The sequence below is a fragment of the Rhizobium sp. FY34 genome, from assembly GCF_005222845.1.
Taxonomy (GTDB): domain Bacteria; phylum Pseudomonadota; class Alphaproteobacteria; order Rhizobiales; family Rhizobiaceae; genus Neorhizobium.
This window is the reverse complement of record NZ_STFZ01000007.1, coordinates 65,319-79,014: the sequence shown is the minus strand read 5'-3', so window position 1 is coordinate 79,014 and position 13,696 is coordinate 65,319. Positions and strand designations below refer to the sequence as shown.

The 13,696-nt window shown below is 61.1% G+C and carries 13 protein-coding genes; 8 read left to right on the top strand and 5 right to left on the bottom strand.

Annotation, left to right across the window (positions count from 1 at the left end; translation table 11 throughout):
- Positions 1-19: 19 nt before the first annotated feature.
- From E8M77_RS05145 to E8M77_RS05120, 6 genes are all read left to right on the top strand, one after another.
- On the top strand, positions 20-1,933 hold the full coding sequence (locus E8M77_RS05145) for a HAMP domain-containing methyl-accepting chemotaxis protein (protein WP_137129555.1): 1,914 nt from the start codon (positions 20-22) through the stop codon (positions 1,931-1,933).
- A 140-nt stretch (positions 1,934-2,073) separates the two neighbouring features.
- Entirely contained in the window at positions 2,074-3,879 is a 1,806-nt protein-coding gene (locus tag E8M77_RS05140; RefSeq protein ID WP_137129554.1) for a methyl-accepting chemotaxis protein, read from the top strand.
- A 4-nt stretch (positions 3,880-3,883) separates the two neighbouring features.
- Positions 3,884-4,372, top strand: a complete 489-nt coding sequence (locus E8M77_RS05135) for a chemotaxis protein CheW (RefSeq protein WP_137129553.1) — start codon at positions 3,884-3,886, stop codon at positions 4,370-4,372.
- 80 nt (positions 4,373-4,452) lie between these two features.
- Positions 4,453-5,241: a CheR family methyltransferase gene (locus E8M77_RS05130; RefSeq protein ID WP_246659144.1), complete on the top strand. Its 789-nt coding sequence runs from the start codon at positions 4,453-4,455 to the stop codon at positions 5,239-5,241.
- A gap of 247 nt (positions 5,242-5,488) precedes the next feature.
- Positions 5,489-6,568 carry a chemotaxis response regulator protein-glutamate methylesterase gene (locus E8M77_RS05125; RefSeq protein ID WP_137129551.1) on the top strand — a complete coding sequence of 360 codons (1,080 nt, stop codon included), beginning with the start codon at positions 5,489-5,491 and terminating at the stop codon, positions 6,566-6,568.
- A gap of 151 nt (positions 6,569-6,719) precedes the next feature.
- Positions 6,720-7,418, top strand: coding sequence for a ParA family protein (locus E8M77_RS05120; RefSeq protein ID WP_137129550.1), 699 nt, complete (start codon positions 6,720-6,722; stop codon positions 7,416-7,418).
- A gap of 63 nt (positions 7,419-7,481) precedes the next feature.
- Here E8M77_RS05120 and ccoS read toward each other — a convergent pair whose 3' ends face one another.
- From ccoS to ccoG, 4 genes are read right to left on the bottom strand one after another with little or no spacing between them, the layout of a single operon-like run.
- On the bottom strand, positions 7,482-7,634 hold the full coding sequence (gene ccoS, locus E8M77_RS05115) for a cbb3-type cytochrome oxidase assembly protein CcoS (RefSeq protein ID WP_137129549.1): 153 nt from the start codon (positions 7,632-7,634) through the stop codon (positions 7,482-7,484).
- Positions 7,631-9,925, bottom strand: a complete 2,295-nt coding sequence (locus E8M77_RS05110; protein WP_137129548.1) for a heavy metal translocating P-type ATPase — start codon at positions 9,923-9,925, stop codon at positions 7,631-7,633. Before E8M77_RS05110 ends, ccoS begins: the two co-directional genes overlap by 4 nt.
- Entirely contained in the window at positions 9,922-10,416 is a 495-nt protein-coding gene (locus tag E8M77_RS05105; protein WP_137129547.1) for a FixH family protein, read from the bottom strand. The genes E8M77_RS05110 and E8M77_RS05105 overlap by 4 nt, the downstream gene beginning before the upstream one ends.
- Before the next feature lies 1 nt (position 10,417).
- Positions 10,418-11,995 (bottom strand): cytochrome c oxidase accessory protein CcoG, encoded by a 1,578-nt coding sequence (ccoG, locus tag E8M77_RS05100; RefSeq protein WP_137129546.1) that lies wholly within the window; start codon positions 11,993-11,995, stop codon positions 10,418-10,420.
- A gap of 144 nt (positions 11,996-12,139) precedes the next feature.
- Here ccoG and E8M77_RS05095 point away from each other — a divergent pair, with 144 nt between their 5' ends.
- Both E8M77_RS05095 and E8M77_RS05090 read left to right on the top strand, forming a co-directional pair.
- Complete coding sequence (locus tag E8M77_RS05095) at positions 12,140-12,415, top strand: hypothetical protein (protein ID WP_137129545.1); 276 nt, start codon at positions 12,140-12,142, stop codon at positions 12,413-12,415.
- 130 nt (positions 12,416-12,545) lie between these two features.
- Complete coding sequence (locus E8M77_RS05090) at positions 12,546-12,857, top strand: PIN domain-containing protein (RefSeq protein WP_137129544.1); 312 nt, start codon at positions 12,546-12,548, stop codon at positions 12,855-12,857.
- Here E8M77_RS05090 and ccoP read toward each other — a convergent pair.
- A complete protein-coding gene (gene ccoP, locus E8M77_RS05085; protein WP_137129543.1) occupies positions 12,833-13,696 on the bottom strand; it encodes a cytochrome-c oxidase, cbb3-type subunit III in 864 nt (287 codons plus the stop codon). The two genes, E8M77_RS05090 and ccoP, sit on opposite strands and share 25 nt — an antisense overlap.

The window sequence follows — 13,696 nt, the reverse complement described above, 5'->3', positions numbered from 1 at the left end:
CTCACGGGGATGAAATGTGATGCGACTTACAATTAAAACGAAGCTGAGCGCGACGTTCGGCCTGCTTCTGACATTGATGCTGGTTATGGGGGGATACAGCCTGTATGCCCTCAGCGATTCCGGCAAAACCCTCCACGATGTAATTGACGGTCCTGTTGCCCGCCAAGCCAATGCGCTTGGCATGGCAAACTTGCAGATGAAGATTGCCAGGGCTCAGCTGAGCCTGATCGAGGCGGAAACGCCCGAAGAAGTCATTCGACTGACCGCGGCAAACGATGCAAGCCGCAAGGCGCTGATCGAAAGTGCAGAATGGGCCGCGCAGAGGGCTGAAACCGATGCCGGCAAGAAAGCCTATGCAGACATCGTCAAGATGGTCGGTGACATTGCCCGCGTTGATGACCAGGTGCGCGTGCTGGTGAAGGCCGGCGACCGCCATGCGGCAATGGTGCTGGCACGGACACAGAGCGCGCCGCTGATACAGCAGATCGAGACTTTGCTGGAGGGACGGCTGGCCACCAACCGCAACCAGATGCAGCTGGCAGAAGACCATGCGGCCGCCAACCAGGCGATGACGGTTGTCGTCGTGGCGACAGGGCTTACCATTGCGCTGCTCGTCGGCAGCCTGACCGCCTTCTTCATCCTGCGGGGTATCCGGAACGGCCTGAACCTCATCCAGTCTGCCACAAGTGCCGTGGCGATCGGCGACCTGAACCTCAAACTTGAGGTCAAGACCAATGACGAGATCAAGGACGTCATCGATTCCGTCAACCAGATGACGGCAAACCTGCGCCAGACATCTGCGATTGCCGACCGGATTGCCGAAGGCGATATCAGCGTTGCCGTCAAGCCGCTGTCAGACAAGGATACGCTCGGCATTTCGATGCTGAACATGAGCCGTTACCTGACGACCACAGCAGAACTTGCCAAGGCCATCGCCGCCGGCGACCTGACCGTCGATGCGCGCCGTCAGAGCCAGGCCGATGCGCTGGGCATGGCGCTGGAATCCATGATGGAGCGCCTGCGTGGCGTCGTCGGCGACGCGCTGGCGGCTTCCGACAATGTCTCGTCGGGTAGCCAGGAGCTATCGTCGAGCTCGGAAATGCTCTCCCAGGGGGCGACCGAACAGGCATCGGCCGCCGAACAGGCATCCGCTTCGATGGAGCAGATGGCCGCCAATATCAAGCAGAACGCGGAGAACGCCTCGCAGACCGAAAAGATCGCCCGCCAGTCCTCGCGTGACGCCGAATCCTCGGGCAAGGCCGTGTCGCGTGCTGTCGGCGCCATGCGCACGATTGCCGAGAAGATCTCCATCGTCCAGGAAATCGCCCGCCAGACAGACCTTCTCGCCTTGAACGCCGCGGTGGAAGCCGCGCGTGCCGGCGAGCATGGCAAGGGCTTTGCCGTTGTGGCGTCCGAAGTGCGCAAGCTCGCCGAGCGCAGCCAGGCGGCAGCCGCCGAAATTTCGGCCCTGTCGGGTGAAACCGTGCAGATGGCGACGGATGCCGGCGACATGCTGAACCGTCTGGTGCCGGATATCCAGAAGACTGCCGAACTGGTGTCGGAAATCTCGGCGGCCTGCCGCGAGCAGGATATCGGCGCTTCGCAGATCAACGAAGCGATCCAGCAGCTCGATAAGGTGATCCAGCAGAATGCGGGTGCCTCAGAAGAAATGTCGGCGACATCCGAAGAGCTGGCGGCGCAGGCCGAAGAGCTGCAGGCGTCGATCTCCTTCTTCCGCGTCGAGCGGGCCACTGCCCACAACCGGCAGCAGATGCGCGCGACAGAGCGTCCGCTGACGGCACAGCGGCCTGCCTCTCGGGCTCAGTCCTCGCAGAACGTTGCCGGCCAGCAAGCGCGCGTCAAGGGTTTTGCCCTCGACATGTCGATGGGTGGACCGGACGCCGATGATGTGCATTTTCGGCAAACAGCATGAGTGAAAGCCCCGGCGCCTCGGCGCCGGCGCTTGTAGCGCAGTCCCATGATGAAGACTGCGCGCCGCCTATATCGTTAGCCAGAGGGTGAATGTCATCGGCCTTCGACTAAAAACATACTCAATTCGGATGGGGACTAACGATGCGCTTTACAATCAAACTCAAGCTGGCTTTCGCATTCGGGCTGATGACAGTCCTCATAATCGGCATGGCGCTGTACAGCACGTTCAGCCTGTCGACATTGAATCAATCTGCCAGCAACATGATCGATGGGCCTGTCAAGCGGCTTGACTATGCCCTGACCATTTCCGGCAAGATGTCGGAGGCCATTCGTGCCCAGAAGAATGCGCTTCTGGAGCAGGATGCAGCCGAGGCAGGCGAATACTATCGCGCCTCGGATCTCCTGATGGTCGAACTTCTCGATCTCGCAAAGTCGGGTCTTGCCATTGCCAGCGTCGAAGGCAAACCCTATTGGGAAACCCTGATCGTTTCCGCCAACAGCTTCAAGACCAGATCCGAGGAGCTTCCGAAGCTTCAGATGGCGGGCCAGCTCCCGGCCGCCATTGCTCTCTCCAATGGCGAGATTCGTCAGATTGCCGCAAAATCTTCTGAAGCGATCACGGCGCTTCTCGGCGTGCAGAAGCGCGGCCTTGAAAGGGCCGATGCTGCCAATGAGGAATTGTATGCGAACACACGACTGACCATGACGCTGGTGGCCGCAGGTGCAAGCATCTTGGCCATTCTGGCCGGCACCTGGATCGCGCTTGGCATCAACTCCGGCTTGCGCAAGGTCATGGCGGTTGCAGATGCCGTATCGATCGGGGACCTGAACCAGAACGTCGAAATCCGCACCAATGACGAAATCAAGGACCTGGTCGAGAAGATCAACCTGATGACCGCCAATCTGCGCAATACCGCAGAGATTGCCGACCAGATTGCCAATGGCAACCTCACGGTCGCGCCGAAGCCACTTTCGGACAAGGATACGCTGGGCAAATCGCTGGAAAGCATGGTGGCGCGCCTGCGCGGCGTGGTGGGTGATGCGCTGGCCGCCGGTGACAACGTGTCTTCCGGCAGCCAGGAGCTTTCATCGAGCTCCGAAATGCTCTCCCAGGGCGCGACCGAACAGGCATCGGCTGCCGAAGAAGCCTCGGCCGCCATGGAGCAGATGGCCGCCAATATCAAACAGAATGCCGACAACGCGGCCCAGACCGAAAAGATCGCCCGCCAGTCCTCGCGCGATGCGGAAGCCTCCGGCCAGGCGGTGAACCGCGCTGTCGGTGCCATGCGCACGATTGCTCAGAAGATTTCGATCGTCCAGGAAATCGCCCGCCAGACCGATCTTCTCGCCCTCAATGCCGCGGTGGAGGCCGCGCGTGCCGGGGAACATGGCAAGGGCTTTGCTGTGGTTGCTTCGGAAGTGCGCAAGCTTGCCGAACGCAGTCAGGCGGCAGCGGCCGAAATCTCAGCTCTGTCGGGTGACACCGTGCAGGTAGCGACGGATGCCGGCGACATGCTGAGCCGTCTGGTGCCGGATATCCAGAAGACCGCCGAACTGATCTCGGAAATCTCGGCAGCCTGCCGCGAGCAGGATGTCGGCGCTTCCCAGATCAACGAAGCAATCCAGCAGTTGGACAAGGTCACCCAGCAGAATGCCGGCGCATCGGAGCAGATGTCGGCGACATCGGAAGAACTGGCGGCCCAGGCTGAAGAACTTCAGGCCTCCATCTCCTTCTTCCGTGTAGACCATGACAACAGCGCCCGTCGCGCCGCAAGTCGCGCACCGGCAAAGCCGAGTGCGAGCCCGGCGCACAAGTCCAAACCAGTGCAACGCCCGTCCAGCGCCCAGTCTGTTGCAGCCCAGCAGGCGCGCGCCAAGGGGTTTGCCCTCGACATGTCGATGGGTGGGCCGGACGCCGATGATGCCGATTTCAGGGAAAGCGCGTAAGACCATGGCAACCTCGTCAGAAGCACAGTTCGTCACCTTCAGTCTCGGCGAGGAAATCTTCGCCGTACCGGTGGAAGTGGTCCGGGAAATCCTCGACCACGAAGAGCCTTTCAAGATACCGCATGGCCCGGACTACCTTTTGGGCCTTCGCGATGTGCGCGGTCAGGGCGTTCCGGTCATAGACCTGCGCCTGCGGCTGGGCATGGCGCGCACGGAAAAGACCCCGCATACCCGCATTCTGGTGCTGGATGTGCCGGTCGATGACCGCGTGCTGGCCTTGGGCCTTGTGGCGGATCGCGTCTTTGAAGTGGTGCCGTTCCAGAGCCATCAGATCGAGACGGCGCCGGATATCGGCATTCGCTGGCGCTCGGACTATATTGCCGGCGTCGTGCGGCGCAATGGCGGTTTTGTCGTGATCATCGATCTGGCCCGCCTGTTCTCCGATTCCGGCAACGCCCTGTCGGGCGTCACCCGCACCCAACAAGTTGCATGACGAGGATCGGCGTGGCAGCAGCATCAAAAGCCGTCCGTCAGTCTCTCGACGACAGTCTGAGCAAGCGCAACTTCGAGCGCATGGCGAAGTATATTTATGACTATAGTGGCATCAAGATGCCCGTGACCAAGGTGACCATGCTGGAGGGACGCCTGCGCCGCCGGCTGCGCTCGACGGGCATCGATACCTTCGATGACTATTGCGATTACCTGTTCGATGGCGGCGGCATGGAGACGGAGGCCGTCTACCTGATCGATGCCGTGACCACCAACAAGACCGACTTCTTCCGCGAACCGAAGCATTTCGAATACCTAGCCCAGACGGCTCTGCCCGAATTGCTGGAATTGGGCGATCCCTGCATTCGGGTTTGGAGTTCCGCCTGCTCGACGGGAGCAGAACCCTATACGCTGGCCATGGTTCTGGCCGAATGTCTCTCGCCGCGCAACGGCACCGGTTTCAAGGTGATCGCCACCGATCTTTCCACCGAAGTGCTTCAGACGGCACGGCGGGCAATCTACACTCAGGACATGATGATCCCGGTGCCTGCGGCATTTCGACGAAAATACGTGATGGAGAGCCGGGACCCGACGCGTGACGAGGTGCGCATCACGCCCTATCTGCGCCAGCATGTCGGTTTCGGGCGCATGAACCTCATGGACGAGACCTATTCCGTGCGCGAGCCCCAGCATGTCATCTTCTGCCGCAACGTGCTGATCTATTTCGACAAGCCGACGCAACAGCACGTGCTGTCGCGCCTCTGCGACTGCCTGGTGCCCGGCGGCTATCTGTTCATCGGCCATTCGGAAACGGCAACCGGCCTCAACCTGCCGATCAAGCAGGTGGCCAATACCGTGTTCAAGCGGATCTGATCATATCGACCCCGCCTTATGGCGGGTTCGGTTCGTCGAACGAATGGGAGGTCGTTCGGCCGAAAGGGTATCTGGTAGGCTCTTTCGTTGAATATCCTCACTGATACATGGCAGATCTTGCGCCAATGCCACCTTTCAGGAGGTTTTGGGACAATGATTGGAGGCCTGTGGTCAATCCTCTTCCCCTACAAAGGGATGCAGAGGCGGCGGCAGGCACCACCAGCGGATGGGAAGCGGAAAACAGACAATGCCCGGAAAAACTCGTGTTCTTATCGTCGACGATTCGGCCAGCATCCGTCAGACGCTGACCATGCTTTTGTCCGAGGATCCAGAGATAGAGGTGATCGGTACCGCCGCAGATCCGTTCCAGGCAGCACGCCGGATCAGCGAAGAGGTGCCGGATGTCATCACGCTGGATGTCGAGATGCCACATATGGATGGCATCACCTTTCTGCGCAAGCTGATGTCACAGCATCCCATACCCGTCGTGATGTGCTCGTCGCTGACCGAATCCGGCTCCGAAACGCTGATGCAGGCGCTGGAAGCCGGCGCAATAGACGTGATCCTGAAGCCGAAGATCGGTGCAGCCGATCATCTGGCCGAGAGTGCCGAACGGGTCCGGGCCGTGGTCAAGGCCGCCGCGAAGGCAAGGCTTGGCAAGTTGCGCCGCTTCAGACCGGCGGAGGCACCGCAGGCCAAGCTGACGGCGGATGCCGTTCTGCCGCCGCCGAAGATTGGCGCCATGGCGAAAACCACGGAAATGGTCGCCTGCATCGGCGCCTCCACGGGCGGCACCGAGGCCCTGCGCGAATTGCTGGAAGCCCTGCCGGCCAATGCACCGGGTATGCTGATCGTGCAGCACATGCCGGAAAAGTTTACCGCCGCCTTTGCCAAGCGCCTCAACGGCCTTTGCGAAGTGGAAGTCAAGGAAGCCGAGGATGGCGACCCCGTTCTGCGCGGCCATGTGCTGATTGCGCCCGGCGACAAGCACATGCTGCTGGAACGGCGCGGCGCCCGCTACCATGTCTCCATCCGCAGCGGCCCGCTGGTGTCGCGCCATCGCCCCTCAGTGGATGTTCTCTTCCGCTCGGCCGCCCGCGCCGCCGGCTCCAATGCCATGGGTGTGATCATGACCGGAATGGGTGATGATGGCGCGCGCGGCATGGAGGAAATGCACCAGGCCGGCGCCTTCACGGTGGCGCAGGACGAGGCGACCTCGGTCGTGTTCGGCATGCCGAAGGAAGCCATTGCCCGTGGCGGCGTGGACCGAATTGTGCCTCTGGAGCAGATCGCCCGCGAGATCCTGGCCGCGGATAAGCGACATTGACAACCGGGTGCCCATGAAGCCGACGTCGGGCAGATCCCGCAGTCTTATATTCGCCATTTATTAACCATGCTTCGCCAGAATGGGATCTGCACGATGACAGTGCTTCCCACGAGCGATGTCCGGCTCACGAACCTTCTTTCAAGGATCGACGATGCCCGTTATTACCTTCGCCAATACCAAGGGCGGCGCCGGCAAGACCACGGCTGTTTTGCTGCTGGCCACCGAGCTTGCCCGCCTTGGCCACCGCGTCACCGTTCTTGACGCCGATCCGCAGTACTGGGTCTCCCGCTGGTATGATGCATCCCAGCCGATCAGCCGGTTGACGGTGGTGCCCTATGTCACCCAGGCCTCGATCGACCGGCACCTGGAGGACCTGCGCGACAAGACCGATTATTTCCTCATCGATCTTCCCGGCGCGCGCAGCCCGCTTCTGGCCAAGGCGATCGGCCTGTCCGACCATGTGATGATCCCGATCCAGGGCTGCGCCATGGATGCACAAGGGGGCGCACATGTGCTGGAACTGCTGCAATATCTCGACGCTAAACTCGGTCTCAAAGTGCCGCACTCGGTGGTGCTGACCCGTGTCAACTCCATGGTAACGACGCGTGCGCTTCTGGCCGTGAAGGGCCTGCTGGCACAGCGCAATGTCGATGTCCTCAACACGCCGATCATCGAGCGTTCGGCCTTCCGCGACATCTTCGATTGCGGTGGCACGCTCTACACGATGAGCGAGGACCGGGTGAGCAATCTCGACCGGGCGCGGGAAAATGCCAGGCTTTATGCGGAAGAAATCCTGCGCCGCGTGCCGATGACCGTTGCAAGACCACAGATGGCGCAGAGCGCCGCCTGAACCGGCAAGATAGACCTCAAACGAAAGCGGTGGCCATAGGAGCACGGTCGCCGCTTTTTGTCGTCATTGCTTTGGATGATCCTCATCGTTCAGAACGCGCCAGGCGGCACCATCGAGATCTTCATACTGGCCGTTGCGCAGCGACCAGAGGAAGGCACCAAGCCCCAGACCACCCAGCAGCAGCGCCACCGGAATGAGATAGATCAGCATGTTCATGCCAGACGCACCTTTCCCGACAGCGCGCCCTCTTTGGGGCGGGCAGGGCTTCCTCCGCCGACATGTGAGCGCGCCAACCGGTTGAGCCGCAGCGCATTGGCAACGACGATCAGCGAGGACGTGGACATGGCAACCGAGGCGATGAGAGGCGTTGCATAGCCGGCAATGGCGATCGGAACCGCAATGACATTGTAACCGATGGCCAATGCGAAATTCTCGCGGATCAGGCGCCCGGCACGCCGCGACACCTCGATGGCCAGCGGAACCGCATCAAGATTATCATGCGTGAAGACGAAATCGGCAGCTTGGCGCCCAATATCGGCTGCGGTTGCCGGCGCAATAGACACATGTGCGGCGCTCAGAGCCGGCGCATCATTGATACCATCGCCAACCATCAGGGTGACCCGCCCGGCCTGTTTCAAAACCGCCAGCGCCTCCGCCTTGCCCTTCGGCGTCAGCTCCGCATACCAGTCGGCAATGCCAAGCCGGCTTGCCATGGCCGCCACCACAGGAGTGCGGTCACCCGACAGAAGCGCCAGCTGAAATCCCTTCTTCCGCAGCGTTTCAACAGCCATCCAGGCACCCGGACGGATCTCGTCTTCAAAGAGGAAGCAGGCCTCTTCCTGACCGTTGACAGACAGGACCACTTCGGAGCCACCGGATGCCGTTGCCTTGCTGCCGGGGCAGGCAAAGGCACGGCTGCCCAGCCGCGCTTCACCCTCGGCAAGAACGGCTATGATGCCTTCACCGGCCAATTCGCGGACGCTCGCAATGAACGGCATCGGGCCGCTATGGTTTGCCGAAAGAGCCTGGGACAGGGGATGGCGCGAATGGGCGGCAAGCGCTGCTGCAAGCGCCAGGGAATGAGGCTTTCCCTCGATGGCCGTCAGTTTTGGCCGGCCAAGCGTCAGCGTTCCGGTCTTGTCGAAGACGACCGTATCGATTTCCGCCAGCCGTTCCATGGCCGAACCATCCTTGACCATGACGCCGTTCTGGAAGAGGCGACCGGCCGCCACGACCTGCACCACGGGAACGGCCAGCCCCAGCGCGCAGGGGCAGGTGATGATGAGGACGGCAATGGCGATCAGCATGGCCTGCTTCCAGTCGCCGCCGAAAATGCCCCAGCCAAAAAAGGTGAGAAGCGCCAGAAGATGCACGGCCGGCGAATAGAGGCGTGCGGCGCGATCGGCAATCCTGCGATACTGCGCCCGCCCGCCTTCAGCCGCTTCCATGAGCGCAATGACTTCCGCAAGGAATGAATTGGCGGCAGTCGCCGTTGCCCGCACCACCAGCGAGCCAGTAAGGCTGACGGTTCCAGCGCGTACGGCATCACCTGGATAGACGGCAAGCGGCACGCTTTCGCCATTGACGATCGACATATCAAGATCGCTTTCACCTTCCACCACCACGCCATCCAGCGGCAGACGGTCGCCGGCGGCAATGGCGATCAGGTCGCCGGGAGAGACTTCCTCCACCGGCCGGTAGTCGCGGCTACCATCCGTCTGCACCACCATCGCGCCTCTGGGCGACAGACGGGCAAGCCCGGTAATGGCCGAACGCGCCCGGTCACGCATGATATGGTCAAGCGTGCGGCCAATCAGCAGGAAGAACAGCAGCGAGACGGTCGCATCGAACCAGGCATGATGGCCGTGGTGAATGGTCTCCCAGAGCGACACGGCATAGGAGAGCGTGATGGCAAGCGCGATCGGCACATCCATATTGGTGCGCCCCTGCTTCAGCGCCGCAAAGGCTGACTGGTAGAAAAACCGGCCGCCATACACCAGCGCCGGGGCAGCGATCATGGCGGAGATCCAATGGAACAGATCACGCGTGGAAGCCTCGGCGCCCGACCAGACGGAGACCGACAGAAGCATGATGTTGGCGGCGGCAAAACCGGTGACGGCGACGCCGCGAATAAGCTGCGACTTGAGGCGATCGCTGGCTTCCGCCTCGCTGGAAAACAGATGGGCATCATAGCCCGTTGCCCGCTTGATGGTGCGGGCAAGCTCGACCGGGTCTGTAGCGCCCGCTGGGCCCTCAGCGCGCCAGACGATAGAGACGCGTCGTGTGGACAGGTTGACGCGGGCCTTCTGGACTTCCGGCATGGAAGAAAGAGCCGTCTCGATGGCGGTGATGCAGGTTCCGCAATGGACGGCCGGGACGCTCAGATCCGTCTGGCGCAGCCCCTCCCCCAGATCCAGGCTTGCCAGCAGCAGCTCCTCGGAGGAGGGCAAGGCCGCCGAACGAGCCATATCGAGCGCGCCTTCGGTGCCAGGTGCGCAGCAGCTCATTGCGCCTCTCCCATCACAGCGATCCGCTGCGAATGATGGTGAATGCGCGCACCATCCTTCAGGGCTGTTACCTCGATGATCCAATGACCGGGCAGGACGGCCTGCTCTGCAAAATACTGACCCTGTCCCGCATCCTTCAAGGTCACGGTAAAATCCTGCCGATCGCCGACCGGGCGCCGAAAGCTGGCAGTCACCGTATCCGCCAGCACCGGCTGCTGCTTCGCGTCGAGGATCCGGTAGTCGACCCGCCCGTTGCCGATGGTGATGGCGCCGGACACTCCGCTGGCACTCAGTCGCTTGGCCTCGGCCACCTTGCCGTTGAACTGCTGGCTGGCGACATAGGTGTTCGGCACCACAAGACCGCTCCATGAATGCACAGCCTGATAGGCCATGTAGGCATTGACGGAGATGATGGTGCCGAAGAACAGGCATATGACGCCGAACATATGCCAGCCGGTGAAAACAAAAGCCTTTGGCGCACGCGTGATCATGTCAGTTGGCTCCCGGTGAATTGAAACTGGCTTTGTAGATGTCGCGTTCGTGGCTGGCGGGGTCCTCCGCGATGAAGCGCAGGCCGTCCCGCGCATCACTGAGCGCCGCCTTTGGCAGGGTGACGAAAACCTTGATGGTCGTCGCCTTGTCGGGCTCCACCGGAATGGCAAAGACGCGGTCGGAGTAATCAGCGGAGATGGAGGGGATCTTCATCTCGGCCTTTGTCAGCCCCTGCAGAGACAGAAGAATGGTGCGCCGCTCCGGGATCATGTTGAGGAGACGAATGGTATAGCCGTTGCGGATCGAACCGTCCGATTCCAGCACATATTGCGGATTGCGATCGTGCAGAACATTGAGCTCCAGCCGGTCGCGGCTGAGCAGTGCAACAAGGAGGCCAAGGCCGACGGCGCTCCAGACGCCGACATAGACCAGCGTGCGCGGCCGAAGGATGATCCGCCAGTTGAAATGGCGCACCTTGTCGCTGAAGGCACCTTCGGGCGTGCGCACACGCGAGGGATCGACGCTGGTGCGGCCATTGTCCGTGGCCAGCGCCATGTTCGATTCGTATTCGTTGAGCGTGGCATAGGCGATCAGCCCCCGTTCATGGCCGATCTTGTCCATCACGCTGTCGCAGGCATCGATGCAAAGGGCGCAGGTGATGCATTCCAGCTGCTGGCCGTCACGAATGTCGATGCCCATGGGACAGACTGCGACGCAGGCATTGCAATCGACACAGTCTCCAACCGGGACACTGGCGGCGGCCGTCTTCTTGACGTGCTTGCCGCGCGGTTCACCGCGCCAGTCGTTATAGGTGACCACCAGCGAACTATCGTCCAGCATGGCACCCTGAATGCGCGGCCAGGGACACATGTAGATACAGACCTGCTCGCGCATCAGCCCGCCCAGGACATAGGTCGTGGCGGTGAGGATGGCGACGGTGGAATAGGCAATGAAGGCTGCCTGACCGGTGATGAAGTCGAAGGCAAGCGTCGGCGCATCAGCAAAGTAAAAGATCCATGCGCCGCCGGTCGCCACGGCAATGACAAGCCAGATCGCATGCTTGACGAGACGCTTGCCGATCTTGTCCAAGGTCCACGGTCCGGCATCGAGCTTCATACGGGCATTGCGATCACCCTCCACGAAACGTTCGATGACGAGGAAGAGATCGACCCAAACCGTCTGGGGACAGGTATAGCCGCACCAGGCCCGGCCAACGGCAGAGGTGACGAGAAACAGCCCAAAGCCTGCCATGACGAGAAGCCCGGCGACAAAGAAGAATTCCTGCGGCCAGATTTCGATGAAGAAAACGTAGAAACGCCGATTGGCGAGATCCAGCAGCACGGCCTGGTCCGGCGCATAGGGGCCGCGATCCCAACGGATCCAGGGCGTCAGGTAATAAATGCCGAGCGTAATGGCCATGACAAGCCATTTGAACTGCCGAAAGCGGCCTTCGGCCCGCTTTGGAAAGATCTTCTTGCGCGACGCATAGAGCGGCTGCGCCGGTTGACCCGAGCCAGTTTCGTGGTTTTCCGGCTTGGATTGATCTGACGGATCTGGGCGTGCGGTCTCGATCGGCATGGGCTTCCATCCTTTGTTGCCCATCCTTGCCTTCAATGACCGGTCCATTCCTTGACCGAAATCAATTGAGGCTTGCGACCTTTGCGCTCATTCTGGAAAAGAGCCGGACTATGGGGTAGGATGAAGCGCAAAGTGGAGAGACCCATGGGCCTGCACAAACTGGAAATCGAAGTGACGGACGAGCTTCTGTCGCGCATCGACAGCGTGTCGACACGCACGAGCAATTCACGCGCAGACGTCATTCTGGACGCGCTCAAGGCGCATCTTCCGGATGAGGCGACGGACGGTATGGAAGAGGATCCCCGGCCGGCCAAGGTGCGCTTGCTCGACCAGCTCTTCGATGAGGCGTCCCGCCGCAACATATGCAGGTCGGATGACAGCATCCTCGAAGACATCCGTATCTTTCGCGGCGACGCATGATCAATGACTGACAGAATATACGTTGACGCGAATATTTTGATCTATTTCAACGAGGGTGACCCGGCGCGAAAGGCACAGGTCCGCCAGCTGCTGTCTGACTGTGTGGGCCGCCGCGATAGTTTGCATTCCAGTGAGCTGGTGCTGGGAGCAGTGCCTTCGCGGCGCCTGGCGCTACGGTGAAGATCTCGTTTCAGCCTATAGAATGCTGCTTCAGAACCCGGATTTCATGTCACTTGCACCAGTCACCTTGGCCATCATCGAGCGCGCCGCGCAACTGGGTGCTGAGATGAATATGAGGCTGATCGATGCCTTGCATATGGCGACCGCCGAAGCGCTTGCCTGCACCGTCTTCATGACGAACGACCGGGGCATTCGCGCCCCGGCCGGAATAAGCTTGCAGCATCTTGGCGAAATGGATTACTCGCCGCCGCCCAGCGCGTGAATGTAGACGGCCAGCTGCTTGACGGTCGTATCGCCCAGACGCACCTGCCAGCCCGGCATCATGCCATGCTTTGGCTGGCGGACCTGCTGGGCAATCCCCGCCTCCCCTTGCGCCTTCAGCCAGATGGCATCGGCCAGGTTCGGTGCACCGAATTCCCGGTTACCCTTGGCATTTTCACCATGGCAGGCGGCGCAATTGTCGGCAAACAACTGCTTGCCGGGCTCGATCATCGCTGCATCGCGCGGCTTGCCGGTCAGGCTGACCACATAGGCGGCAACCTGACGAATTTCCTGGGGCTGCAGGATCTCGCCATAGGCCGGCATTTCCGATGCACGCGTATCCGGGTCATCGACTGAGCGTATGCCATGGGCAATCGTCTGGTGGATCTGATCGATGTCACCGCCCCAGAGCCAGTCATCATCATTGAGGTTCGGATAACCGGCGCCACCTGCGGCACCGGACCCATGGCACTGCACGCAGTTGACCTTGAAGGCAGCGGCACCGGCAGCCGTGGCAAATTGCGTCATCTGCGGATCGGCAAGGATTTCCTGCAGCGACGACGTGGAGATCTTTTCCAGCATGCTGCCTTGAGCGGCCTTTGCGCCGACCATCTCGCTTGCCAGTTCGGCGCGGCTTGAATAGCCGAGCACACCCTTGGTCGCATCGGTGACCAGCGGAATGGCCGGATAGACCACCATATAGCCGATCGCCCAGACAATCGTGGCGTAGAAGGTCCAGAGCCACCAGCGCGGCAGCGGGTTGTTCAACTCGCGAATTCCGTCCCATTCATGGCCGGTGGTTTCGACGCCGCTGACATCATCAATATGTTTGTCGGCCAT